The organism is Pseudomonas paraveronii (assembly GCF_963681955.1).
GTDB classification, from domain to species: Bacteria; Pseudomonadota; Gammaproteobacteria; order Pseudomonadales; family Pseudomonadaceae; genus Aquipseudomonas; species Aquipseudomonas paraveronii.
In genome coordinates, this window is record NZ_OY817130.1 from 3,866,493 (window position 1) to 3,890,679 (window position 24,187).

The following is a 24,187-nucleotide window of genomic DNA, read 5'->3' on the forward strand; positions in this document are numbered from 1 at the left end:
ATACCGGGGCCATCGCTCGAAAGCAAGCAGTGACACTCCACCATCTCATCGCAAGCCCTTGCATTCCGGCTCGTTGAGCCTAGCCAAAGGATTTTTGAGCGATCGATTTCGCTCCCGGTGCATTTATTTCAAAGGGTAAAAACCCTCTACAACGATGGCTGGCGGAGCCGGTTGAACGCGGTTAGTATTCAAACAATATTTTAAAAATAAGAAATCAAACCAGTCCGCGACGCATTCCAGGCAGCTCCCGAACTTGTTACAAATCTTTACGGGAGGCAGCACGGCGGCGTCGAGACTGCAGGCGTAGTCATGATGACAGACACCCCCGCGCACCCAGGCTTGATCTCCCTGCAAGGCATCGGCAAAAGCTATCAGCTCGCCGGTCAGCACCTGTCCATCCTCAATGACGTGTGCCTGTCCATCGCCCGCGGCGACAGTTGCGGCATTCTCGGCGCCTCCGGCTCCGGCAAAAGTACCCTGCTCAACATCCTCGGCCTGCTGGACTTGCCCGACGGCGGCCAGTACCGCTTTGCCGGCCACGATATTTTCAGTGCCAGCCCGGATGAACTGGCGGCGATCCGCAACCAGCAGATCGGCTTCGTCTTCCAGAGTTTCAACCTGCTGCCGCGCCTCAGTGCCCTGGACAACGTCGCCCTGCCTCTGAGTTATCGCGGGGTGTCGCGCCACGAGTCGGTGGAACAGGCGCTGCGCATGCTCGAGCAGGTCGGCCTGGCCGAGCGCGCCCACCATCGCCCCGCCGACCTCTCCGGTGGCCAGCGCCAGCGTGTGGCGATTGCGCGTGCGCTGGTGGGCAAGCCCTCGGTCATCCTGGCCGACGAACCCACCGGCAACCTCGACAGCAGCACTGCCCAGGACATCATGGACCTGCTCCTGGCGCTGAACCGCGAGCAACAGGTCACGCTGATCATCGTCACCCACGACGCGCACATCGCCGAGCGCCTGGAGCGCAAGATCCTGGTGCGTAACGGCGTGGTGCACGAGGCCGGTCGCCCATGAGCCTGCGCGTCGAGCAGAGCCTGAGCCAATTGCTGCATGAAGCGTTCGTCAGCCTGCGCACCCTGGGTAAACGCTCGATCCTCGCACTGCTGGGCATCGTGATCGGCAGTTCGTCGGTGGTGGCGCTGATCAATATCGGCCATAACGCGGCGATGGACGCCGCGCTGATTTTCAAGGACATGGGCACCGACACCCTGGTCGCGCAGTTTCCGCCCAAAGGCGACAGCAACGTACCAATGCGCTCGCGCCTCGACCTCGACGCCGTGCGCCAGGCCGTGCCCGGTATCGCGCACATCGGCGCGCTGAGCCTGTTCAGCGGCCCCATCGTGTTCCATGGCCGCAGCGTCAACGCCAACTTTGTCGGCAGCACGCCGGATATCCCGGCCGCCCTGCGCCTGGTGCTGCGCGAGGGGCGCTTCCTGTCGACCTTCGACGCCAATGAAACCTACGGCGTGATCGGTGACCAGATCGCCCAAGCCCTCGGCGCCCCCGGTGAGCCGCTGAAACTGGGCGACCGCGTGCGCATCAACGACTACCTGTTCCTGGTGGTCGGCATCCTGCACAACCAGCCCCGGGCGATGCTGATGCCGGTGCAAGCCAACGAATCGCTGTTCATTCCCGCCGACGGCATGCGCCGCATCTACGCCAGCCCGCAAATCGGCAACGTGATCATCCGCGCCGCGCCGGGGCAGGACATGGAACGCATCGCACGGGACGCCGCTGCCGCGCTGCAACGCCAATTGACCGAGCACACCGTCGACATCACCGTACCCCAGCAAATGATCGACGGCATGACCCGCCAGAGCCGCACCTTCGCCTACCTGCTGCTGGCGCTCGGCGCAATCTCCCTGGTGGGCGGCGGTGTCGGGGTGATGAACGTGATGCTGATGAACGTCTCCGAACGCCGCCGCGAGATCGGCATTCGCATGGCCCTCGGCGCGCGCCAACGGGATATTCGCAACCTGTTCCTGCTCGAAGCCATCACCCTCACCGCCGTCGGCGCGTTGTGCGGCGCGGTGCTCGGCATGACCGCCGCCTGGCTCTACGCCTGGCTGTCGGGCTGGGCCTTCGCCCTGGCGGTCGCCGCCCTGCCCCTGGGGGTGGGCAGCACCTTGCTGGTGGGCTTGTTCTTTGGCATCTACCCGGCGGTCTCGGCCTCGCGGTTGCAGCCGGTGGAGGCGTTGCGCGATGAATAAACGCCTGCTGCTGCTCCTGGCCCTGATCAGCCTGCCGAGTGTCGCCGCCGACGTGGTGATCCGCCCCGCAGCGCCCAGCACCACGCGCAGTGGCTACGATCGCGGCGTCTCGCTGAATGCCCAGGTCACCGCCATCACCCTGGGCGATGCGGTATACCTGGGCCTGCGCAACAACCCGGCGATTCGCAGCGCCTACCTGCAGCGGGTCGCACAGAAGTTCGACCTGCGCGTGGCCGAAGACGTGTTCAACCCCAAGCTCAGCCTCAATAGCTATTACCGCAGCACCCGTGGCTCCGCCGACAACGCACGCAATGCCAACGTGGCACCGGCCACCAGCCTGCTGGGTGAGTACGGCACGCGCCTGAGCATGGCCTGGACCCAGCAACTGAATAACGCCAACCGTGCCGGTCGCTACCGCAGCGACGGCCTCGACCTGGCGCTCATCCAGCCGCTGATGCGCGGCGCCGGCTGGGATGCGACCACCGCGCCGCTGCGCCTGTCGCGCCTGGCGGAGCAGGCCAACCGCCTGAACCTCAAGGCCAACGTGGCGCAAACCATCAGCCAGATCATCGCCACCTACCGCGAATTGCTGCGCGCCCAGGAGCAACTGAGCATCGTCCAGGACGCACTGAAACGCTCCGGCACCTTGCTGGAAGTGAACAAGGCGCTGATCAGCGCCGGGCGCATGGCCGAGTTCGAGATCGTGCAGACCGAAGCCGACATCGCCACCCAGCAACTGGGTGTGGAAGAAGCGCAGAACCAACTCGACAGCAGCCGCCTGGCCTTGCTGCGCCTGCTGGCCCTCGACCTGTCGACGCCGATCCGCGCCACCGAAGCCCTGGAGGCCAAGCCCATGCAGATCGACAAACGCGAGGCCTTCAACCTGGCGCAGAACCAGCAACCGGAGTACCTCGCCACCCTGCTCGGCAGCCAGCAGGCCGACCTCAACCTGGTGATCGCCAAAGACTCCGGGCGCTGGCAAGTGGACTTGGTGGCCGGGGCGAACCAGTTGCGCGACAACTACAACAACGACGCCGGCAGCGGCAACAACCGCAGTTGGGACAGCTACGCCGGGGTGCAGGTGCAAATCCCCATCGGCGACATCAGCACGCGCCAGGCCGAAGTGCGGGCACGGGTGAATGTGGAGGATCAGACCATCCGCATCACCGACGCCCGCCAGGAGCTGGAACGCAGCGTGAACAACGTAGTACGCGACCTCGGCACGCGCTGGCGCCAGTATGAAATCTCCCAGCGCGCCGTAGAGCTGTCGCGGCGCAAGATCGAGATCGAGCGCGAAAAGCTCAGCGCCGGGCGCTCGACCAACTTCCAGGTGCTGAGTTTCGAAACCGACCTGCGCAACGCCGAAAACGCGCAGCTCAATGCGCTGATCGCTTATTTGAACGCCCAGACCCAGCTCGATCTGACCCTGGGCATGACGCTGGAAAGTTGGGAAATCGCCCTCAATGACTACTAACCAAAAACGCCTGCTGGCGGCTGGATTGATCGTGCTGCTGGCGGGCGCGGGAATTGCCGTGCAAAGCCATCGCAGCGCCGCCGAACCGCTGAACACCGCCGAACAGTGGCTGGCGGTCAAGCCTGACGCGCTGGTACACCAGATCGGCCTGGTGGGCAAGATCGAGCCCGACACCACCCTCATCCTCACCGCGCCGTTCGACGGCAATGTGCAGGCCAACCTGGTGGAGCAAGGCCAGCGCGTCGACGCCGGGCAAGTGCTGCTGCGCATGGACCCGGCCCTGCTCGAAGTGCAACTGCGCGATGCACTCTCCGCCCAACTCAAGGCCCGGCGCACCGTGCAGGACATGCAGAACTGGGACAACAGCCCCACCGTCAGCCGCGCGCGCCGCAGCCTGCGCACCGCGCAAATGAGCGCCGGCAACACCCAGCACAAACTCACCGAAAGCGAAAACCTGTTTCAGCGCGGCATCATCCCGCGCAACGAACTGGACGACCTCAAGCAGCAGACCCAGCAGCAACAGCTGGACCTGATCGCTGCGCGCGATGAACTGCAACAGGCATTGGAGCAAGGCAAAGGCGAATACCGACAGATCGCGGAGATGGAGCTGACCAATGCCACGGTGAAGTACGACGCCCTGTACCAGCAGCTCGAAGGCAAGGAGGTCAAGGCGCCCTTCTCCGGCATCGTGGTGCCCGTACCCGGAAGCGGCAACGCGGCACAAGGCGCTGGCAACACCAACGCCCCGGTGCAGGCCGGCAGCAAGGTCGGCCAGGGCCAGGTGCTGTTCGGCCTGGCCAATATCGAACGGCTGAAAATCGTCGCCAAGGTCTCCGAGCTGGACATCAACCAACTGCACCAGGGCCAGGCGGTGGAAGTGATGGGCGATGGCTTCGACGGCGAACGGCTGAGCGGCTCGGTGAGTGTGGTCAGCGGCTTGGCGATTGCCGGCGATACCCAGGGCAGCGCGCAGTTTCCGGTGACCCTGTCGATCCCCAAGCTGACCCCACAGCAATTGCAACGGGTGCGGCTGGGGATGAGCGCGCGACTGACCATCGTCACTTACAACAATGCACAGGCGATCGTGATTCCGAGCCAGGCGATCCAGCCGGACAGGACGGTCGAATATCGGCCGGCGATGGACAAGCCGGTGGAACGCGTGACCGTGACCACCGGGCAATCGACACCGCAGGGCGTCGAGGTATTCGGGCTAAAACCCGGCTTTGTGAAGACCCCAAGGTAGAGGGAGATCCCCTGTGGGAGGGGGCTTGCCCCGATAGCGGTGGGTCAGTCAGCTTGTTTATAACTGATCCACTGCCATCGGGGGGCAAGCCCCCTCCCACATTTGGATCTCCATGGATCAGATAGATCTCATTTGGCTTTTGATATTGGCGAGGCGGCCCTATAACTGACCTGGTACTGGAAGCCGAGCGCGGTCAAAAAGGTGGGAGGGGGCTTGCCCCCGATGGCGGTGGGTCAGTCAGCTTGTTTGTAACTGATCCACTGCCATCGGGGGCAAGCCCCCTCCCACATTCAGATGTTTGTCAGTTTCAACGCCAGCGCCTTGGCCTGAAGCGCCACATCGGTCACCGCCGTGCTCTCCCACCACATCCCGCGCAACGGCGGGCCCATGGCGAACAGGCGCCGGCTGGCCTGGCCCTGGGCATCCAGCACCGCACCCGACGCATCCGCCGCAATCCCCAGCGCCAACGGACCCGGCTGGATCAACCCGCGCTTGAGCAACTGCTGGGGCAACGGCCGGGCCACGCGGCGCCAGTCGTATTCGATACCGCTGGAATTGATCAGCGCCGCGCCCGCGACCTCGGTGATCGTTTGCTCGCCACGCTGACGCAAGCGGATGCTGACCCCGTTGACCGCAGGCGCCAAGCCCTTGAACGACGCCGCACGAATGCGCAGGCGCCCCTCTTCATGCAGGCGCGCCACCAACTGCGCGCTCAGCGGCGGCGAACGGTGGTGATGACTTTCCCACCACGGCCGCACATGCCGCACGAACTGGCGCTTCTCGCGTTCACTGGCCTGGCTCCACAACCGGCCGATATGCGCGCGCACGGTGTCCAGCGGCGCCTGCCAATCGATGCCCTGCGCCGTCGCGATGCGGCATTGCCGACGCACCTCACGCAGCAACTGCCGAGGGCTGCGCAGGCGGTGGTCGGCGGCGAGAAAATCGTCCCAGGCCGGGGGTTGTCGACGCACATGGGGCAGCAGACCGTGGCGCGAGAACACCTCGATCGGCCCCCGGTGCCCGGCCTGTTCCAGCGACACCACGGCGTCGACCATGGTCAGCCCGGAACCGATGATCAGCACCGTCGAGCCGGGGTCGAGTTGAGTCATGGCCTGCACGTCCCACGGGTCTACCGCGGCGGCGTTCAAGCCGCTGGATTCGGTCTGCGGCGTGCGCGCCGCCGGAAACATCCCGGTGGCCAAGACCGCCTGGGCGCCGCGCAGTTGCTGGCCGTTGTCCAGGGTCAGCAGCGTCGAGGCGTGCTCCACTTGCAGGTCGACCACTTCGGCGCGGATATGCTCGACGGTAGAGGCCGACAGCGCCTTGGCCTCAGCCAAGCGCTGCTGCGCGTACAGCCCGAAAATCCCGCGTGGCGGGAACAGCTCACTGATCGGCACGTGCTGCTGGTCCGACTCCGGCCAGCCACCGGCGCCGATGTACTCGGTAAGCCATTGGGTCAAGTCGTCGGCGTTGTCCGGGTCGACACTCATGCGCGCCGCATTGCCGTTCAAGGTATGGCCCAGCTCGACCGCGCTGTAGGCCTCGCCGCGGCCAAGTTCGGCGCGCGGTTCGATCACCAGGATCTGCCGCGAACCGGGCCGGCGCAGCAGTTGCACGGCCAGCATCGTGCCGCTCAGGCCGCCACCGATGATCAGGACATCAGCGTTGCGGATGGATTCAGTCATGCCTGTTCGCCTTTACTGTTTACCCAGATAAATGTCATGCAAATCGCCGCGCGCCAACAGTTCAACGACACTGCCGCTCAAGACCACGCGAACAGTATCCAGCACATAGCCCTGGGACGCATAGTTGAGCGCGACGTTGATGTTCTGCTCGGCGATCAGGAAGCTCACCTGCTGCTCGCGGTTGAGCGGCGCGATGATCTCGAATAATGGGGGTTGAACGGAAAGTCGATAGCATTTATTTAAAGGCTAAGCAGGAACCGTGCCGATATAAAACGCCGTAAAACCCAAGCGTTCATCAATAGTGAGAGGCGGGCACAGCACAAAGTGCTTCTTCGCTGTTGCTGGAGCAACAGTGAATATCCTGTCGAGCGGGGCCGGAATTGATGGTTGAGCGGCGTTCAAGCACGGGTTCCAAATAGACACTTTCGCGATTAAAAACAATCACGTTAAACCTGTCATCTTTGACAGTAGATATTGTATTGCCCGCTTAATAAACTCAGGCCGAACCCGAACCCGAACCACAACAAAGGAGCGCCGCTCATGAACAGCTCGAGTAAAGCCAAGTCAAAAGCCACTTCAGGCACAGCCAGTGCAATAGTGGAACGCGACGATGATTATAAAAGTTTCGAGGGCGCACGCTTCTTTTTCTATCTGGATGAAAAAATAAACAAATGGTACATATCGGCCGGCAGCGCTAACGACGAGCAGGGAAACAATCAAATCATTGTACTGCTGTTGCCTGATGATGGAAATGTTGAAGGAAAAACCTACGACATCGTTTCCGACCCCGAGAAACCAGGGGCAGCCTATGCGTTTTGGGCAAAAGCAGGGCACTCATTTTATCAACCTTACTCCGCCACCGGTGGGAGTGTGACGGTCACGTTGAACAAAAACCTACAGACAGTGGAGTTAACATTCGAATTTGATGCAGAGCACGCTTCAGCCCACGTTTCCCTTACCCAAGGCAAAATGCAACTTGAAGGGTTTACCAGGGAAAGAAAAACCAGAACCAGCAGTTCAATGAAGTGTGACCTTAGCCAGTCGATTAATGGACCTTATCAGTCTACCGAGACAGCCCTCAGAAAAAGGATAGGGACAGGCGGTTTCCCTGACTACCTCCAGGCCTGGTCGCAACAGCTTTCTTCGAAACCCGACATTAAAAATTATCAAATATCAATCAATATCGCCAACGATCTTACACCCGGAACTTACAGCTTCCACCCAAACAGTAACCAGGTCCGGATATTTTTCAGCAACCTCCTTGAGAGCATCACCTGGCTCGCCGACAAAGGTGAGATCAAACTTGAATCCATTCCGGATTTCACCGACCTTACAGGAAAACTCTTGGGCGAGTTCAACTTCGAGGCCACCGCTAAACTTGCCGATGGCAGCGTACGTTTATTAAAGGTAGAAAATGGAATATTCGACATGGAACAAGAGGACAGTTAGTCGTCGAGTTTTGCGAATGATTCAAAACACCCGCCCCCTCACACGGTGAGTCAGGCACGCTCAACAGCCCTGTCGTTCTGTACATTCGCCAACACCGCCTGGGCGCCGCGCAATTGCTGACCGGTATTCAAGGTCAGCAGCGGCGAGGCGGCGTCCACTTGCAGGTCGTCCGCTTCGTGATGGTTGAGCGGCGTTCAAACACGGGTTTCGAATAGTCAATTTCGCTATTAAAAACAATCACGTTAAACCTGTCATCTTTGACAGTAGATATTGTATTACCCGCTTAATAAACTCAGGCCGAACCCACACCACAACAAAGGAGCGCCGTTTATGAACCGTTCGAGTAAAGCCAAGCCAAAAGCCACTTCAAACACAGCCAGTGCAATAGTGGAGTGCGACGATGATTTTAAAAGTTTCGAGGGCGCACGCTTCTTATTCTACCTGGATGAAAAAACAAAAAGATGGAACATATCGGCCAGCAGCGCTGACAGCGAGCAGGAAGTATATCAAATAATTTCACTGCACTTTCCTGATGATGGAAATGTTGAAGGAAAAACCTACGACATCGTTTCCGAACACAATAAACCGGGGGCAGCCAATGCGTTTTGGGCAAAAGTATGGCACTCAATCTATCAACCTTACCCCGCCAACCGTGGGCGTGTGACGGTCACGTTGAACAAAAACCTACAGACAGTGGAGTTAACATTCGAATTTGATGCAGAGCACGCTTCAGACCAGGTTTCCCTTACTCAAGGCAAAATGCAAATCCAAGGGTTTATCGAGGAAAGAAAAACCAGAGCCAGCAGTTCAATGGCGTGTGACCTTAGCGGGTCGATTAATGAACCTTATCAGTCTACCTCGACAGGCTTCAATAAAAAGGGAGAGACCGGCAGTTTCCCTGCCTACCTCCAGGCCTGGTCGCAACAGTTTGCTTCAAAACCTGACCGTAAGAATCGACACATATCAATCAATATCGCCAACGGTCTTTCACCCGGAACTTACGAATTCCACCCAAACAGTAACCAGGTCCGGATATTTTTCAGCAACGTCCTTGAGGGCACCACCTGGCGCGCCGACAAAGGTGAGATCACATTTAAATCCATTCCGGATTTCACGGACCTTACAGGAAAACTCTTGGGCGAGTTCAACTTTGAGGCCACCGTCGAACTTGCAGATGGCAGCATACGCTTCTTAAAGGTAGAAAATGGAAAATTCGACATGGAACAAGAGGACAGTTAGTCGTCGAGTTTTGCGAATGATTCAAAACACCCGTCCCCTCACACGGTGAGTCAGGCACGCTCAACAGCCCTGTCGTTCTGTACATTTGCCAAGACCGGCGTGATAGCAGGAGTCGTGCCTGAAATTAATCCTCAAAAAATCTGGCTGTTGTCGGTATTTTAAAGGAACGAATCCGCCAGCGATCGAGCAAAGTGCCCATCCGCTGTTGCCCGGTAAACAGTTAGATCACCACATTGCGTACAAAGCGCACCGCCACGTCGCCGTCATTGCGATAGGCGTGGGCCTGGCGGCTGGCGAACATGAAGAACTCACCGGCGGCGACCGGTTTTTCCTGGTCATCCAGCACCAAAGTCAGGCTGCCTTCGAACACGAACAACTGCACGCTCCAGCCATCCGGGTCCGGCTCGGGGCTGTAGCGGTCGCCCGGCTCCAGGCGCATTTCCCACAGTTCGACTTCACGCCGCGCCGTGGCTTTGGCGAGCAGCACGGCTTTGCTGCCGGGGATGTCACCGGCCCAGGCCAGTTCGTTGATACGGCTATGGTCCGGTGCGTCCGGGGCCTGGATCAGGTCGCTGAAGGCCACGTCCAGCGCTTCGGCGACGCGGTCGAGGGTGGACAGGCTGACGTTTTTCTCGCCGGCCTCGATGGCCACCAGCATGCGCCGGCTGACCCCGGACTTTTCCGAGAGCGCTGTCTGGCTCAAGTCGGCGGCATGACGCAGGCGACGCACATTCTGGCTGACGTGCTGCAGGACCGAGGCCCGTTGCGGATTTTCTTTGTGCACTATATTGCTCAATGGGTGGGTGTGCGCAGTATACTGCCCAGCGTGCGACGCATTGTGCGTTCCGCGCCCTTCCCTTGCAAGACTGAGCCGCCATGACCACCCCGAATGCTCCCTCGCGTTTCAACCGCTTCAGCAAAGCCGAATGCATTCTGGTGTTCATCACCATGATCTGGGGCGGCACCTTTTTGCTGGTGCAGCACGCCATGACGGTCAGCGGGCCGATGTTTTTCGTGGGCCTGCGGTTTGCCGCGGCGACGCTCGCGGTCGGTTTTTTCTCTTTGCGCACCCTGCGCGACCTGACCCTGTTCGAGTTGAAAGCCGGGGTATTTATCGGCGTTGCGATCATGTTCGGCTACGGGTTGCAGACCATCGGCCTGCAGACGATTCTGAGCAGCCAGTCGGCATTTATTACCGCGCTCTACGTACCTTTCGTGCCGTTGTTGCAATGGCTGGTGCTGGGCCGTCGGCCGGGGTTGATGCCGAGCATTGGCATCATGCTGGCGTTCGCCGGCTTGATGCTGTTGACCGGCCCTGCCGGCGCCTCGCTGAATTTCAGCCCCGGCGAAATCGCCACGCTGATCGGCGCGGTGGCGATTGCCGCCGAGATCATCCTGATCAGCGCGTTTGCCGGGCAAGTGGACGTGCGTCGGGTGACCGTGGTGCAACTGGCCACCGCGTCGTTGTTGTCGTTCCTGATGGTGGTGCCGATGGGCGAGGCGCTGCCGGGGTTCTCTTGGTTGCTGTTGTTCAGTGCGGTGGGCCTGGGCTTGACCAGCGCAGTGATCCAGGTGGCGATGAACTGGGCGCAACAGAGCGTTTCGCCGACGCGGGCCACGTTGATTTATGCCGGGGAACCGGTGTGGGCCGGCGTGGTTGGGCGGATTGCCGGGGAGCGGTTCCCGCCGATTGCGATGGTCGGGGCGGCGTTGATCGTGGCGGCGGTGGTGGTGAGCGAGCTGAAGACGCGCGGACAGAAAGCCATCGAATTGCAAAATGCCAAGGAACAGGAGCAGCAGGGGTAAGGTCCGAGCGGTAGCGGAGGCAGTCAAGTCGCCATCGCGGGTAAATCCGGCGCCCACCTGGGGCGGTGTCGTTTGTGGGAAAGGGTATTTGGAACAATGCCAAATGGGCGTTTTCAGCCTACCTTGTAGGATCCTGCCACACGTTGCCGTTTGGTGATCAAGAAAGCGGCACGTATGATGCATCCCAAACTCCCGCAGATTAGAGCCCTATGTCCCTGATAGTTCTACTGCTTCTGCCTTTTATCGGCAGCTGTCTGGCGGCCTTGCTGCCGCACAATGCGCGTAACACCGAATCCCTGCTGGCCGGCCTTATTGCCCTGGCCGGTACCATTCAAGTCGCCCTGCTCTACCCTCAAATCGCCCACGGCGGGGTGATCCGCGAAGAATTCATGTGGTTGCCCAGCCTCGGCGTGAATTTCGTCTTGCGCATGGATGGCTTCGCCTGGTTGTTCTCGATGCTGGTACTCGGCATCGGCACGCTGGTGTCGCTGTATGCGCGTTACTACATGTCGCCGGACGATCCGGTGCCACGCTTCTTTGCGTTTTTCCTGGCATTCATGGGGGCCATGCTCGGCCTGGTGATCTCCGGCAACCTGATCCAGATCGTGTTCTTCTGGGAACTGACCAGCCTGTTCTCGTTCCTGCTGATCGGCTACTGGCACCACCGCGCCGATGCGCGACGCGGCGCCTACATGGCGTTAATGGTCACCGGCGCGGGCGGTTTGTGCCTGCTGGCCGGTGTGATGCTGCTCGGGCATATCGTCGGCAGCTATGACCTGGACCGGGTTCTGGCGGCGGGCGATCAGATTCGCGCGCACTCGCTGTACCCGGTCATGCTGGCCCTGGTGCTGGTCGGCGCGCTGAGCAAAAGCGCGCAGTTCCCGTTCCACTTCTGGCTGCCCCACGCCATGGCGGCACCGACGCCGGTATCGGCCTATCTGCATTCGGCGACAATGGTGAAGGCCGGCGTGTTCCTGCTGGCCCGCCTGTGGCCGTCGCTGTCCGGCAGCGAAGAATGGTTCTGGATCGTCGGCGGTGCCGGCGCCGTGACCCTCCTGCTCGGCGCTTACTGCGCCATGTTCCAGAACGATCTCAAGGGCCTGCTGGCCTACTCCACTATCAGCCATCTGGGGCTGATCACCCTGCTGCTCGGCCTCAACAGCCCGCTGGCCGCCGTCGCTGCGGTGTTCCATATCCTCAACCATGCCACCTTCAAGGCCTCGCTGTTCATGGCGGCCGGCATCATCGACCACGAAAGCGGCACCCGCGATATCCGCAAGCTCAGCGGCCTGGTGCGCTTGATCCCGTTTACCGCGACCCTGGCGATGGTGGCCAGTGCGTCCATGGCCGGCGTGCCGTTGCTCAATGGCTTTCTGTCCAAAGAGATGTTCTTCGCTGAAACCGTGTTTATCTCAGCGACCGCCTGGGTGGAAATCGCCCTGCCGGTGATCGCGACCATCGCCGGCACGTTCAGCGTGGCCTACGCGCTGCGCTTTACGGTGGATGTGTTCTTCGGCCCGCCCGCAACCGACCTGCCCCACACCCCGCACGAGCCTCCACGCTGGATGCGCGCGCCGGTGGAACTGCTGGTGTTCACCTGCCTGCTGGTGGGGATCTTCCCGGCCCAGGTGGTCGGCTCGATCCTCGCCGCCGCCGCACTGCCGGTGGTCGGCGGGGTGCTGCCGGAATACAGCCTGGCCATCTGGCACGGCTGGAACGCACCGATGATCATGAGCCTGGTGGCGATGTCCGGTGGCGTGGTGCTTTACCTGCTGCTGCGCAAGCAACTCAAGCGTGGGCGCTTCAAGTACCCGCCGATCATCAGCTACTTCAATGGCAAGCGCGGCTTCGAACGCTGCCTGGTGGTGATGATGCGCGGCGTGCGCAGGATCGAGAAACGCATCAGCACCAAGCGCCTGCAGACGCAGCTGTTCCTGCTGGTGCTGGTCGCCGTGATCGGCGGCATGATCCCGATGCTCAACAGCGGCCTCAGTTGGGGCGACCGGCCGAAGATCCCGGGTTCCATCGTATTCGTCACCCTGTGGCTGCTGGCGATTGCCTGCGCCCTCGGTGCCGCCTGGCAAGCCAAGTACCACCGGCTGGCGGCCCTGACCATGGTCAGCGTGTGCGGCATGATGACCTGCATCACCTTCGTGTGGTTCTCGGCGCCGGACCTGGCGCTGACGCAGTTGGTCGTCGAAGTGGTGACCACCGTGCTGATCCTGCTGGGCCTGCGCTGGCTGCCACGGCGGATCGAAGAAGTCTCGCCACTGCCCAATACGTTGCGCAAGGCACGCATTCGCCGCTTGCGCGACTTCCTGCTGTCCACCGTGGTCGGTGGCGGCATGGCGCTGCTGTCCTATGCCATGCTGACCCGCCAGACGCCCAACGATATTTCCTCATTCTACCTGAGCCGCGCCCTCCCCGAAGGCGGCGGCAGCAATGTGGTAAACGTGATGCTGGTGGACTTCCGTGGCTTCGACACCCTGGGCGAAATCACCGTACTCGGCGCCGTGGCGCTGACCGTGTACGCCCTGCTGCGGCGCTTCCGCCCCTCCAAGGAAAGCATGCAATTGCCCGCGCAACAGCGCCAACTCGCGCCGGACGTGGCCACCGACCTGATCAACCCACGCCAGGCCAGCGACACCGCCCTGGGCTACATGATGGTGCCGGCGGTGCTGGTGCGCCTGCTGCTGCCGATTGCGCTGGTGGTGTCGTTCTATCTGTTCATGCGTGGCCATAACCAGCCGGGCGGTGGTTTCGTCGCCGGCCTGGTGATGTCGGTGGCGTTTATCCTGCAATACATGGTCGCCGGCACCCAGTGGGTCGAGGCGCAGATGAGTTTGCGGCCGATGCGCTGGATGGGCTTCGGCCTGTTCTCGGCGACCCTGACCGGGCTCGGTGCCTTGTTCGCCGGCTACCCGTTCCTCACCACCCATACCTGGCATTTCAGCTTGCCGGTGCTGGGCGACATCCATATCGCCAGCGCGCTGTTCTTCGACGTCGGCGTGTACGCCATGGTCGTCGGCTCGACGCTGCTGATGCTCACCGCTCTCGGTCACCAATCGGTGCGAGCCCATAAACCGAGCAACCAGCCGAAAACCGTTGCTACACCGGAAGGAGCCGCCTGATGGAAGAAGTCATCGCAATTGCCATTGGGGTCCTGGCGGCCTCCGGGGTCTGGTTGATCCTGCGACCACGGACGTTCCAGGTGGTGATGGGCCTGTGCCTGTTGTCATACGGGGTCAACCTGTTCATTTTCAGCATGGGTAGCCTGTTTATCGGCAAGGAGCCGATCATCAAGGACGGCGTGCCGCAAGACCTGTTGCACTACACCGATCCCCTGCCCCAGGCGTTGGTGCTGACGGCGATCGTGATCAGCTTCGCCATGACCGCGCTGTTCCTCGTGGTACTGCTGGCGTCGCGGGGCCTGACCGGCACCGACCATGTGGACGGCCGGGAGCCCAAGGAATGACGTGGGTCAATCAACTGATCGTCGCGCCGATCCTGCTGCCGCTGCTGACCGCCGCCCTGATGCTGATGCTCGGCGAGAAGCACCGCCCGCTCAAGGCGCGTATCAACCTGTTCTCGAGCATGCTCGGCCTCGCTATCGCGATCTTGCTGCTGTACTGGACGCAACAAGGTGGCCCCGGCTCGATCGGCGTGTACCTGCCCGGCAACTGGCAAGTGCCGTTCGGCATCGTGCTGGTGGTGGACCAACTGTCGGCGCTGATGCTGGTACTCACCGGGATCATCGGCGTGAGTGCGCTGCTGTTCGCCATGGCCCGCTGGGACCGCGCGGGCACCAGTTTCCATGCGTTGTTCCAGATCCAGATGATGGGCCTCTACGGCGCCTTTCTCACCGCCGACCTGTTCAACCTGTTCGTGTTCTTCGAGGTGTTGCTGGCGGCCTCCTATGGCTTGATGCTGCACGGTTCCGGGCGGGCGCGGGTGTCGTCGGGGCTGCATTACATCGCGATCAACCTGCTGGCGTCGTCGCTGTTCCTGATCGGCGCGGCGCTGATCTATGGCGTCACCGGCACACTGAACTTCGCGGACCTCGCGCTGAAAATCCCGCTGGTGCCGGAGGCCGATCGCGGCCTGTTGCACGCGGGGGCGGCGATCCTCGCCACCGCATTCCTGGCCAAGGCCGGTATGTGGCCGCTGAATTTCTGGCTGGCGCCGGCGTACTCATCGGCCAGCGCGCCGGTGGCGGCGATGTTCGCGATCATGACCAAGGTCGGCGTGTACACCGTGCTGCGCCTGTGGACCCTGCTGTTCTCCGGCCAGGCCGGGGCGTCGGCGCTGTTCGGCGGCGACTGGCTGGTGTACGGCGGCATGGCGACCATCCTCTGTGCGGCGCTGGCGATGCTGGCGGCGCAGCGCCTGGAGCGCATGGCCAGCTTGAGCATCCTGGTCTCGGCCGGCATCCTGCTGTCGTCGGTGGGGTTCGCCCAGCCCAACCTGACAGCCGGGGCATTGTTCTATCTGGTCAGTTCCACACTGGCCTTGAGCGCGCTGTTCCTGCTGGCCGAATTGATCGAACGCTCGCGCTCGGCCAACGACCTGCCGCTGGATGAAGAGATTGATGCGCTGCCCAAAGCCATGGAATCCCTGCATCCACGTCCCGGCGTCAATCTCGATGACGAACAGAAAGCCGTGGTCGGCCAGGTGATTCCCTGGACCATGGCCTTCCTCGGCTTGAGCTTTGTCGCCTGCGCGCTGCTGATCATCGGCATGCCGCCGCTGTCGGGGTTTATCGGCAAGCTCAGCCTGTTGAGCGCGCTGGTCAATCCGCTGGGCTTGGGCCATGCGCTGGATGAGCCCGTCCGCCCTGCCGCGTGGGGCCTGGTGGCGCTGCTGATCCTGTCCGGCCTGGCCTCGCTGATCGCCTTCGCCCGCCTGGGCATCCAACGCTTCTGGACCCCGGAAGAGCGCCCTTCACCGCTGCTGCGCCGTTACGAGTGCGTGCCGATCTTCTTCCTGCTCGGCCTGAGCATCCTGCTGACCTTCAAGGCCGAGCCGCTGATGCGCTACACCCTCGACACCGCCAAGAGCCTGAACAACCCGGAACAGTATGTGATGGCGGTCATGGCCACACGCCCGGTGCCCAGCCCTGAAGCCAGGACCGCCGCGCTGGAGGTGCAGCCATGAAGCGCCTGTTCCCGGCCCCGTGGTTATCGCTGGCGTTGTGGGTGTTGTGGCTGGTGCTGAACCTGTCCGTGAGCCCTGGCAACCTGCTGCTGGGCGCGCTGTTGGGTTTTCTCGCGCCGCTGCTGATGGCGCCGCTGCGCCCGTTGTCGATTCGTATCCATCGTCCCGGAGTGATCATCCGCCTGTTCTTTCGGGTGGGGCGTGATGTGATCGTCTCCAACCTGCAAGTCGCCTGGGGCGTGCTGGTGTGCGGCTCGCGGCCACCGCGTTCGCGCTTTATCAAAATCCCCCTGGACCTGCGCGACGCCAACGGCCTGGCCGTGTTGTCGATGATCACCAGCGTGACCCCCGGCACCGTCTGGTCGGAACTCGCCCTGGACCGCAGCATCCTGTTGTTGCACGTCTTCGATCTGGACGATGAAGCGCAGTTTATCCAGCACTTCAAACACGACTACGAACGGCCCTTGATGGAGATCTTCGAATGAGCGCCCTGCTCTCCAATGCGATCCTGTTCAGCCTGTTCCTGTTCTCGCTGGCCATGGCGCTGACCCTGATCCGCCTGTTCAAAGGCCCATCGGCCCAGGACCGGGTCCTGGCGCTGGACTATCTGTACATCCTGGCGATGCTGATGATGCTGGTGCTGGGCATTCGGTATGCCAGTGATACCTACTTCGAAGCGGCGCTGTTGATCGCGCTGTTTGGCTTTGTCGGGTCATTTGCCCTGGCCAAATTCCTGCTGCGTGGCGAGGTGATCGAATGATGCCGTTATGGATTGAAGTGTGCGTGGCCGTGTTGCTGGTGCTGAGCAGCGTGTTTGCGCTGATTGGCGCAATCGGGTTGCTGCGCATGAAGGATTTCTTCCAGCGCATGCACCCGCCGGCACTGGCCTCGACGTTGGGCGCGTGGAGCGTGGCGTTGGCGTCGATCATCTATTTTTCGATGCTCAAGTCCGCGCCGGTGTTGCACGGATGGTTGATCCCGATCTTGTTGTCGATCACGGTGCCGGTGACGACGCTGCTGCTGGCGCGCACGGCGTTGTTCCGCAAGCGCATGGCCGGGGATGACGTGCCGGCCGAGGTCAGCAGCCGTCGCTGAGTTCTGAAGCGACACGGTCAAAAAAATGTGGGAGGGGGCTTGCCCCCGATAGCAGGGTGTCAGTGAATGCAGCTGTCGCTGACACACCGCTATCGGGGGCAAGCCCCCTCCCACAGTTGGATTGAGGCTAGGCGAAGGATCGGATTCGTGCCGCCAACTCCGCCAATTCGGCATCATCCGCCCGACCCGAATCGTGCGACGAGATATACCCTTCATAGGCCTCAAAGAACTTATCCACCTTCGAGCTCAACGGCTTGAACGTGCTGTCCTGCCCCGTCCCATGCATGGGAAACAGCTTCGCATGCAGGTGATCCACCCCGTAGCCTTCCAGGATCATCCCCGTGCGCGCCACATCGGGAAACGCCCGGTCGATCTGCTGCGCAGTTTTCTTCGCCGCCACCACCAGACCTGACAGCACTTCATCCGACTGCGCAAACGCATAACTGCCGTAATGTTGCTTGGGGATCACCACGCTGAAGCCTGGGGTGTTGGGGAAAATAGACAGGAAGGCCATATGGTGTTCGTCTTCCCACAGAATATGGGCCGGGGAGGTTTTTCGGACAATGCTGCAGAAAATACAATCCATTTGAATCACCGTCAGTTTCATCATGGGTTGGGTTGTGGCGACTATCTAAAAGTAAGCGTCGGCCGGCGTCAAAAAAACCGTAGAAACGAGAACTTTCCGACATCTTTTTAGGGTTGCCCCTCGGACGATGCATCACTAATCTTCGGCGGTCGCTGCAAATTCAGCGACCGGGTTTCGCAGCCCGGTTAAACTCTAGACGCACAGCGTCCACCTCAGATAGCGGGCGTTTTTTAATGCCTGATGTTATGGCGGCTGTGCGCGGGATACCTTCGGGTATGCCGGGTGCCTAGAGTCCCGGTCTGCGAACCTGCGTACAGCTGCCACCCGGGTATCGTTTCGCAGCGATGGGTGGTGGCTCCAATACTCTAGGAGCTAAATCATGATTAAAGACAGTCCGAATCCGCCGTCGAATTCAAGCGCGTTTCAAGCTGCTGCTCATCGAGCGATTAACCATTATTTGAACTCACCCAAGAACACCGAACAGCCTGCACCAAACCATGGCCTCTTTGCCGTGCGCGATAACGTGGATGCCGAGACACTGCTGGTCAATGCGTCGGAGGATCTTGCGTCAGCTCAGGCACTGGCGAGCCATTTGGCGTTCGAAATTGATGGCGCTTCGCGTAGCGTGGCGCTAGGAATTTGCCGGATGCTGGAGGGAATTGAATTATTAGTGGATAGAGCATTGGATCAGTATCCACTCCCAGCTCAGCGTTAGGACCAGAGCGGCCTTACAACTGGCGTATCTATGAGGGGAGTAAATAGATACGCTCCTGCTACTTGATCGCTGCCGACGTGAACCTGATCTAGGGTTTTGATATTTTGCGGATTGAAGCGGTTAATTTCTGTACCAACATTCCAACTGGATCGCTTGGATAGCCCAAGGAAAAACTCACTAACGCGTCTTAAAAAGCCAAAAGGAAACAGGGCAAATGGATTCACGCACCTTCAACATCCAGCAGATGTTTCAAGACAGGCGTCAGTATCGAGTTCCGTTCTACCAACGGCCCTACGTATGGAGTCGAGAAGACCAATGGGAGCGCCTTTGGGAAGACATACGCGACAAAGCAGAATCTCGTCTTACAGGCGATAAGGCAGTGCCTCATTTTATGGGGGCCGTCGTGCTGGAACCCCAAAAGAAGACAGGCCTGTTAGGAGTCGAGCGACACCACATCATTGATGGACAACAACGTTTGACAACGATGCAATATGTACTGACTGCATTGACGCACGCTTTGCGCGAATGGGAACAGCCAAATTTCCTGCCCGTCATCGAAACCTGTCTACGCAACAGCAACCAAGAGACCATGGAAGAAAAAGAGGTAGAGCTTTTCAAGCTCTGGCCCACATTTCGAGACCGTCATCAATATACCCAAGCGATGACGGCTATATCGATCGACGACCTGCGTGAAAGATTTCCTTCGAGCTTTACGCAAAGCGGCAGTATTCGAAAAATAGGCATTAACCATCCTCCAGCACTAGAAGCGATTGTATTTTTCCGTAATGCGATGATCGAATGGGGAGAGAGTCAGACGGAAGAGTCTTACCTCTCCGTCGCAGTGGCTTTAGCGACAGCTGTCCTTACAGACCTTTCAATAGTATGCATTTCACTGGGTGAAGACGACGACGCCCAAGTCATATTTGAAACACTCAATGGTCATGGTGCACAACTCCATGCGACCGATTTAATTCGCAACTTCATTTTTATGCGTGCTGGATTGAATGCTGATGATCTTTACAAAAATCTCTGGTCCAGATTTGAAGATGAATTATGGTCAGAGCCACAGTCACGTGGCCGACTCAACCGGCCCCGACTGGAGTGGTTCGTACAAACCGTACTGCAAGCAGAAACTGCTGAAGAAATTGATATCGGACGATTATACGCTGGCTATCGCCGTTTTGTGGATGACACACCGAAACTATACAGCGCAGACGCCCAACTTGAGTTGCTCAACAGCCACGCCGAACACTATCGTAATTTGGTAAAAGGCACTGGAGAGACACCCATTGGCATATTCGGTCGACGCGTTGCCGCGTGGGATGCGTCTCCTACGCACGCCTTGGCGCTCAAGGTTGCTTCATCGTATCTTTCGTTTGAAGACCAGCACAACATTTTTGACTGCATAGAATCATATCTAGTGCGCCGGGCGGTATGCGGACTCACCAGAAAAAGCTACAACAAAGTTTTTTCACAACAACTGAAAAAACTTCAAGCTGGAGAGCTAAGCGCCACTGCGTTTCGAAAAAACTTGGCTGAACCGCTTGGGGACGCTTCGCGCTGGCCAACTGACGAAGAGTTTCTACACCATTGGCTGGAAGGTGATATTTATCCAGGTCGCCTCGATGCGATAAAGCTACGGACCACCTTCCACCGTCTAGAAACGGCACTCCGTACAGAGCGAAGTGAAGAGCGCGTGCCATTGGCGTTGGATACCTTAGACATCGACCACATCCTTCCTCAGTCTTGGTATGCGCACTGGTCACTCTCCGACGGTACACTTTCAACCGCTGCTGAAGCAACTGAAGCGTACAAACTTGAATATGTATCAGGCCACTTAGACAATCGCTCACAAGCCATTCTTAATCGTGAGTACTCCGTACCTCGCATGGGCAATCTCACTCTCGTACACTATGGAGTTAACCGTTCACTGCAAAATCATGCATATTCTCAGAAGCGACAGGCATTGTTTGAACACTCAAATCTTCATCTAAATCGTGAGTTGATGCAAATAACTCAGTGGAACGAAACAACTATCACTGAACGTGGCGCCAAATTATTTGAGGTCGCACGGACATTGTGGATTGGTCCAAGTACGTGACGCAGGCCAGCACCTACATTTGATTGGAGCTCTGTCACGGTTTCAGACGCTTAGCCCCATTAAAAAAACGCCCCGAACCAGTCGGGGCGTTTTTCATTCAGCGCTTACAGATCAAGCCTGATCAGCCAACCGCCACGTCGTCCCACCCTTGCCGTCTTCCAACACCACACCCATCGCGGTCAGTTGGTCACGGATGCGGTCGGACTCCGCCCAGTCCTTGTTGGCCCGAGCCGCCAAACGCGCCTGGATCAGCGCGTCTACTTCAGCCGCATCCACACGCCCTTCAGCGCCGGCTCGCAGGAAGTCATCGGCTTCCATCTGCAACACGCCCAGCACGCTGGCCAGTTCTTTCAGGCGTGCAGCCAGACCGGCCGCTGCGTCGAGATCGCTCTCACGCAGGCGGTTGATCTCGCGCACCATCTCGAACAGCACCGCGCAGGCTTCCGGGGTGCCGAAGTCGTCGTTCATCACTTCGGTGAACCGGGCCACGAACGCTTCGCCGCCGGCCGGGGCCACGCAGGGCAGGCCTTTCAACGCGTGGTAGAAACGCTCCAGAGCGCCTTTGGCGTCCTTGAGGTTGTCTTCCGAGTAGTTGATCGCGCTGCGATAGTGGCTCGACACCAACAGGTAACGCACCACTTCCGGATGGTACTTTTCCAGCACGTCGCGGATGGTGAAGAAGTTGTTCAAGGACTTGGACATCTTCTCGCCATTGATGCGGATCATGCCGCAGTGCATCCAGGCGTTGGCGTAGGTCTTGCCGGTGGCGGCTTCGCTTTGGGCGATTTCGTTTTCGTGGTGCGGGAACTCGAGGTCGCTGCCGCCACCATGAATGTCGAAGGTCTCGCCCAGGCAGCAGGTGGACATCACCGAGCACTCGATGTGCCAGCCCGGACGCCCGGCGCCCCAAGGTGATTCCCAGCTTGGCTCGCCGGGCTTGGTGCCTTTCCACAGCACGAAGTCGAGCGGGTCTTGCTTGGCTTCGTCGACTTCGATGCGCGCGCCGATGCGCAGGTCTTCGATTTTCTTGCGCGACAGCTTGCCGTAGCCCATGAACTTGGCGACGCGGTAGTACACGTCGCCATTGCCTGGGGCGTAAGCGTAGCCCTTGTCGATCAAGGTCTGGATCATCGCGTGCATGCCCGGGATATGGTCCGTGGCGCGCGGTTCCATGTCCGGCTTGAGGATGTTGAGGCGCGCCTCGTCCTCGTGCATCGCGGCGATCATGCGCGCGGTCAGGGCGTCGAACGACTCGCCGTTTTCCTTGGCGCGGTTGATGATCTTGTCGTCGATGTCGGTGATGTTGCGCACATAGGTCAAGTCGTAGCCGCTGAAACGCAACCAGCGGGTCACCAGGTCAAAGGCGACCATGCTGCGGCCGTGGCCGATGTGGCAGTAGTCGTATACGGTCATGCCGCATACGTACATGCGCACCTTGTTGCCATCCAGCGGCTTGAAGACTTCTTTGCTCTTGCTGAGCGTGTTGTAGATCGTTAGCACGACAAATCCCTTAAATCACTGGCCCCACGAATCACGCAAGGTCACGGTACGGTTGAATACCGGATGACCAGGTTTCGAGTCCTTGATATCCGCGCAGAAGTAGCCTTCGCGCTCGAACTGGAAACGGTCTTCCGGCTGTGCATTGCCAAGGGATGGCTCGGCACGACAACCCGTGAGTACTTGCAGGGAGTTCGGGTTGATGTTGTCGAGGAAGCTCGCGCTGTCTTCGGCTTTCTCAGGGTTCGGCGAACGGAACAGACGATCGTACAGACGCACTTCGCACTCGACGCTGGCGGCGGCCGGCACCCAGTGGATCACGCCTTTGACCTTGCGGCCTTCAGGGTTCTTGCCCAGGGTCTCTGGGTCATACGAGCAACGCAGTTCGACGATATTACCCGCGGCGTCCTTGATCGCCTCGTCGGCGCGGATCACGTAGCTGCCGCGCAGGCGCACTTCGCCGGCGGGTTCCAGGCGCTTGTAGCCTTTTGGCGGCTCTTCCATGAAGTCGTCACGGTCGATGTAGATTTCACGGGCAAACGGCAGTGCGCGCACGCCCATGTCTTCTTTCGGGTGGCGTGGCAGTTCGAGGTTCTCGACCTGGCCTTCCGGGTAGTTGGTGATCACGACTTTCAGCGGGCGCAGCACACACATGGCACGCGGGGCGCTGTGGTCGAGGTCGTCACGGATGCTGAATTCGAGCATACCGAAGTCGACCACGCCGTCGGAACGGTTGGTGCCGACCATTTCGCAGAAGTTGCGGATGGATTTGGGCGTGTAGCCGCGACGACGGAAGCCCGACAGCGTCGACATGCGCGGGTCGTCCCAGCCGTTGACGTGCTTTTCATCCACCAGTTGCTTGAGCTTGCGCTTGCTGGTGATGGTGTAGTTCAGGTTCAGGCGGCTGAATTCGTACTGGCGCGGCTGTGCCGGAACCGGCAGGTGCTCCAGGAACCATTCGTACAGCGGACGGTGGCTTTCGAACTCCAGGGTGCAGATGGAGTGGGTGATGCCTTCGATGGCGTCCGACTGACCGTGGGTGAAGTCGTAGTTCGGGTAGATGCACCACTTGTCACCGGTCTGGTGGTGGTGGGCATGGCGGATGCGGTACATGATCGGGTCGCGCAGGTTCATGTTCGGCGAGGCCATGTCGATCTTGGCACGCAGTACACGGGCGCCGTCCGCGAACTCACCGGCGCGCATGCGGGCGAACCAGTCCAGGTTCTCTTCCACCGAGCGGTCGCGGAACGGGCTGTTCTTGCCCGGCTCGGTCAGCGTGCCACGGTATTCCTTGGCCTGTTCAGGGGTGAGGTCGTCGACGTAGGCCTTGCCGGCCTTGATCAGTAAGATGGCCCAGTCGAACAACTGGTCGAAATACTTGGACGCATAGCGCACTTCACCGGACCATTCGAAGCCCAGCCACTTGATGTCGCTTTCGATGGCGTCGATGTATTCCTGGTCTTCCTTGGCCGGGTTGGTGTCGTCGAAACGCAGGTGCGTGACGCCACCGAACTCCTGGGCCAGACCGAAGTTCACACAGATCGACTTGGCGTGACCGATGTGCAGGTAGCCGTTGGGCTCTGGCGGGAAGCGGGTGACGATCTGCGTGTGCTTGCCCGAATCCAGGTCCGCCTGGATGATCGGGCGCAGGAAGTTGACCGTGGCGGCAGGGCCGGCCTTGGCGTTCGAGGTAGGGTCGACAGTGGGCTTGCTCATAATATCCTTGAACAGACGAGTACGTGGCCTTGGTCAGGCCAGATAAAACAAAGGGCTTATCATAGCCGAAGCGGTCAACCGCCTGACAGAGCGCGACCCAAAACTGCTGCTTTAATTGCCCGGGCGGTAAAAAACCACCTCGAAATTCCCGCAGGGCACGCTAAACTGCGCGTCTTGGCCACCGTTTAGCCAAACAGGTCAGGCGCATAGGCGC

Annotated in this window: 20 protein-coding genes and 1 pseudogene; 15 read left to right on the forward strand and 6 right to left on the reverse strand. The window is 60.0% G+C overall.

Annotated elements, in window-relative coordinates; genetic code table 11:
* Positions 1-309 precede the first annotated feature (309 nt).
* From U5A08_RS17710 to U5A08_RS17725, 4 genes are read left to right on the forward strand one after another with little or no spacing between them, the layout of a single operon-like run.
* Positions 310-1,017: an ABC transporter ATP-binding protein gene (locus U5A08_RS17710; protein ID WP_276197494.1), complete on the forward strand. Its 708-nt coding sequence runs from the start codon at positions 310-312 to the stop codon at positions 1,015-1,017.
* Positions 1,014-2,213: an ABC transporter permease gene (locus tag U5A08_RS17715; RefSeq protein ID WP_321847728.1), complete on the forward strand. Its 1,200-nt coding sequence runs from the start codon at positions 1,014-1,016 to the stop codon at positions 2,211-2,213. Before U5A08_RS17710 ends, U5A08_RS17715 begins: the two co-directional genes overlap by 4 nt.
* The gene (locus U5A08_RS17720) at positions 2,206-3,687 is read left to right on the forward strand and encodes a TolC family protein (RefSeq protein WP_321847729.1); all 1,482 of its coding nucleotides are present in this window, start codon (positions 2,206-2,208) and stop codon (positions 3,685-3,687) included. Before U5A08_RS17715 ends, U5A08_RS17720 begins: the two co-directional genes overlap by 8 nt.
* The gene (locus tag U5A08_RS17725; RefSeq protein WP_321847731.1) at positions 3,677-4,930 is read left to right on the forward strand and encodes an efflux RND transporter periplasmic adaptor subunit; all 1,254 of its coding nucleotides are present in this window, start codon (positions 3,677-3,679) and stop codon (positions 4,928-4,930) included. The genes U5A08_RS17720 and U5A08_RS17725 overlap by 11 nt, the downstream gene beginning before the upstream one ends.
* A gap of 290 nt (positions 4,931-5,220) precedes the next feature.
* On the opposite strand, the gene U5A08_RS17730 is transcribed toward U5A08_RS17725, so the two are convergent.
* Entirely contained in the window at positions 5,221-6,615 is a 1,395-nt protein-coding gene (locus tag U5A08_RS17730; RefSeq protein WP_253396807.1) for an FAD/NAD(P)-binding protein, read from the reverse strand.
* Between the two features lie 12 nt (positions 6,616-6,627).
* Positions 6,628-6,822, reverse strand: a pseudogene (locus U5A08_RS17735) (ABC transporter ATP-binding protein); the annotation flags it as partial.
* Between the two features lie 333 nt (positions 6,823-7,155).
* Between U5A08_RS17735 and U5A08_RS17740 the strand changes: the two are divergent.
* Together U5A08_RS17740 and U5A08_RS17745 are read left to right on the forward strand one after the other, a co-directional pair.
* The gene (locus U5A08_RS17740; protein WP_321847734.1) at positions 7,156-8,064 is read left to right on the forward strand and encodes a hypothetical protein; all 909 of its coding nucleotides are present in this window, start codon (positions 7,156-7,158) and stop codon (positions 8,062-8,064) included.
* A 330-nt stretch (positions 8,065-8,394) separates the two neighbouring features.
* Entirely contained in the window at positions 8,395-9,303 is a 909-nt protein-coding gene (locus U5A08_RS17745) for a hypothetical protein (protein ID WP_321847735.1), read from the forward strand.
* Positions 9,304-9,523: 220 nt separating this feature from the next.
* Here U5A08_RS17745 and U5A08_RS17750 read toward each other — a convergent pair whose 3' ends face one another.
* Positions 9,524-10,087, reverse strand: coding sequence for a helix-turn-helix domain-containing protein (locus tag U5A08_RS17750; RefSeq protein WP_247403865.1), 564 nt, complete (start codon positions 10,085-10,087; stop codon positions 9,524-9,526).
* A gap of 92 nt (positions 10,088-10,179) precedes the next feature.
* Here U5A08_RS17750 and U5A08_RS17755 point away from each other — a divergent pair, with 92 nt between their 5' ends.
* From U5A08_RS17755 to U5A08_RS17785, 7 genes are all read left to right on the forward strand, one after another.
* Complete coding sequence (locus U5A08_RS17755; RefSeq protein WP_253396810.1) at positions 10,180-11,109, forward strand: DMT family transporter; 930 nt, start codon at positions 10,180-10,182, stop codon at positions 11,107-11,109.
* 209 nt (positions 11,110-11,318) lie between these two features.
* Positions 11,319-14,240 (forward strand): monovalent cation/H+ antiporter subunit A, encoded by a 2,922-nt coding sequence (locus U5A08_RS17760; protein ID WP_321847740.1) that lies wholly within the window; start codon positions 11,319-11,321, stop codon positions 14,238-14,240.
* A complete protein-coding gene (locus U5A08_RS17765) occupies positions 14,240-14,584 on the forward strand; it encodes a Na+/H+ antiporter subunit C (RefSeq protein WP_007986256.1) in 345 nt (114 codons plus the stop codon). Before U5A08_RS17760 ends, U5A08_RS17765 begins: the two co-directional genes overlap by 1 nt.
* Entirely contained in the window at positions 14,581-16,263 is a 1,683-nt protein-coding gene (locus U5A08_RS17770; protein ID WP_321847743.1) for a monovalent cation/H+ antiporter subunit D, read from the forward strand. The genes U5A08_RS17765 and U5A08_RS17770 overlap by 4 nt, the downstream gene beginning before the upstream one ends.
* On the forward strand, positions 16,260-16,748 hold the full coding sequence (locus U5A08_RS17775) for a Na+/H+ antiporter subunit E (RefSeq protein ID WP_253396814.1): 489 nt from the start codon (positions 16,260-16,262) through the stop codon (positions 16,746-16,748). Before U5A08_RS17770 ends, U5A08_RS17775 begins: the two co-directional genes overlap by 4 nt.
* Positions 16,745-17,023, forward strand: coding sequence for a K+/H+ antiporter subunit F (locus U5A08_RS17780; RefSeq protein WP_253396815.1), 279 nt, complete (start codon positions 16,745-16,747; stop codon positions 17,021-17,023). The genes U5A08_RS17775 and U5A08_RS17780 overlap by 4 nt, the downstream gene beginning before the upstream one ends.
* The gene (locus tag U5A08_RS17785; RefSeq protein ID WP_253396816.1) at positions 17,020-17,358 is read left to right on the forward strand and encodes a Na+/H+ antiporter subunit G; all 339 of its coding nucleotides are present in this window, start codon (positions 17,020-17,022) and stop codon (positions 17,356-17,358) included. Before U5A08_RS17780 ends, U5A08_RS17785 begins: the two co-directional genes overlap by 4 nt.
* Positions 17,359-17,485: 127 nt before the next feature.
* Here U5A08_RS17785 and U5A08_RS17790 read toward each other — a convergent pair whose 3' ends face one another.
* Positions 17,486-17,944, reverse strand: coding sequence for an HIT family protein (locus U5A08_RS17790; protein WP_253400406.1), 459 nt, complete (start codon positions 17,942-17,944; stop codon positions 17,486-17,488).
* Between the two features lie 379 nt (positions 17,945-18,323).
* Here U5A08_RS17790 and U5A08_RS17795 point away from each other — a divergent pair, with 379 nt between their 5' ends.
* Together U5A08_RS17795 and U5A08_RS17800 are read left to right on the forward strand one after the other, a co-directional pair.
* A complete protein-coding gene (locus U5A08_RS17795) occupies positions 18,324-18,659 on the forward strand; it encodes a DUF6124 family protein (RefSeq protein ID WP_253396817.1) in 336 nt (111 codons plus the stop codon).
* Between the two features lie 214 nt (positions 18,660-18,873).
* Positions 18,874-20,760, forward strand: coding sequence for a DUF262 domain-containing protein (locus U5A08_RS17800; protein ID WP_253396819.1), 1,887 nt, complete (start codon positions 18,874-18,876; stop codon positions 20,758-20,760).
* 111 nt (positions 20,761-20,871) lie between these two features.
* Here the strand turns inward: U5A08_RS17800 and cysS are convergent, their stop codons facing one another.
* Together cysS and U5A08_RS17810 are read right to left on the reverse strand one after the other, a co-directional pair.
* Positions 20,872-22,260, reverse strand: coding sequence for a cysteine--tRNA ligase (gene cysS / locus U5A08_RS17805; protein WP_321847751.1), 1,389 nt, complete (start codon positions 22,258-22,260; stop codon positions 20,872-20,874).
* 15 nt (positions 22,261-22,275) lie between these two features.
* The gene (locus U5A08_RS17810) at positions 22,276-23,973 is read right to left on the reverse strand and encodes a glutamine--tRNA ligase/YqeY domain fusion protein (RefSeq protein ID WP_253396823.1); all 1,698 of its coding nucleotides are present in this window, start codon (positions 23,971-23,973) and stop codon (positions 22,276-22,278) included.
* Positions 23,974-24,187: the final 214 nt, after the last annotated feature.

What these genes read in the sequence shown, in the direction of transcription:
- U5A08_RS17740 (WP_321847734.1), top strand. Translation starts at nt 7,156, where the DNA reads ATGAACAGCTCGAGTAAAGCCAAGTCAAAAGCCACTTCAGGCACAGCC.
- U5A08_RS17760 (WP_321847740.1), top strand. Translation starts at nt 11,319, where the DNA reads ATGTCCCTGATAGTTCTACTGCTTCTGCCTTTTATCGGCAGCTGTCTG.
- U5A08_RS17715 (WP_321847728.1), top strand. Translation starts at nt 1,014, where the DNA reads ATGAGCCTGCGCGTCGAGCAGAGCCTGAGCCAATTGCTGCATGAAGCG.
- U5A08_RS17810 (WP_253396823.1), bottom strand. Translation starts at nt 23,973, where the DNA reads ATGAGCAAGCCCACTGTCGACCCTACCTCGAACGCCAAGGCCGGCCCT.
- U5A08_RS17770 (WP_321847743.1), top strand. Translation starts at nt 14,581, where the DNA reads ATGACGTGGGTCAATCAACTGATCGTCGCGCCGATCCTGCTGCCGCTG.
- U5A08_RS17710 (WP_276197494.1), top strand. Translation starts at nt 310, where the DNA reads ATGATGACAGACACCCCCGCGCACCCAGGCTTGATCTCCCTGCAAGGC.
- U5A08_RS17790 (WP_253400406.1), bottom strand. Translation starts at nt 17,944, where the DNA reads ATGGATTGTATTTTCTGCAGCATTGTCCGAAAAACCTCCCCGGCCCAT.
- U5A08_RS17800 (WP_253396819.1), top strand. Translation starts at nt 18,874, where the DNA reads ATGGATTCACGCACCTTCAACATCCAGCAGATGTTTCAAGACAGGCGT.
- U5A08_RS17730 (WP_253396807.1), bottom strand. Translation starts at nt 6,615, where the DNA reads ATGACTGAATCCATCCGCAACGCTGATGTCCTGATCATCGGTGGCGGC.
- U5A08_RS17785 (WP_253396816.1), top strand. Translation starts at nt 17,020, where the DNA reads ATGATGCCGTTATGGATTGAAGTGTGCGTGGCCGTGTTGCTGGTGCTG.
- U5A08_RS17745 (WP_321847735.1), top strand. Translation starts at nt 8,395, where the DNA reads ATGAACCGTTCGAGTAAAGCCAAGCCAAAAGCCACTTCAAACACAGCC.
- U5A08_RS17775 (WP_253396814.1), top strand. Translation starts at nt 16,260, where the DNA reads ATGAAGCGCCTGTTCCCGGCCCCGTGGTTATCGCTGGCGTTGTGGGTG.
- U5A08_RS17765 (WP_007986256.1), top strand. Translation starts at nt 14,240, where the DNA reads ATGGAAGAAGTCATCGCAATTGCCATTGGGGTCCTGGCGGCCTCCGGG.
- U5A08_RS17755 (WP_253396810.1), top strand. Translation starts at nt 10,180, where the DNA reads ATGACCACCCCGAATGCTCCCTCGCGTTTCAACCGCTTCAGCAAAGCC.
- U5A08_RS17725 (WP_321847731.1), top strand. Translation starts at nt 3,677, where the DNA reads ATGACTACTAACCAAAAACGCCTGCTGGCGGCTGGATTGATCGTGCTG.
- U5A08_RS17795 (WP_253396817.1), top strand. Translation starts at nt 18,324, where the DNA reads ATGATTAAAGACAGTCCGAATCCGCCGTCGAATTCAAGCGCGTTTCAA.
- U5A08_RS17720 (WP_321847729.1), top strand. Translation starts at nt 2,206, where the DNA reads ATGAATAAACGCCTGCTGCTGCTCCTGGCCCTGATCAGCCTGCCGAGT.
- U5A08_RS17780 (WP_253396815.1), top strand. Translation starts at nt 16,745, where the DNA reads ATGAGCGCCCTGCTCTCCAATGCGATCCTGTTCAGCCTGTTCCTGTTC.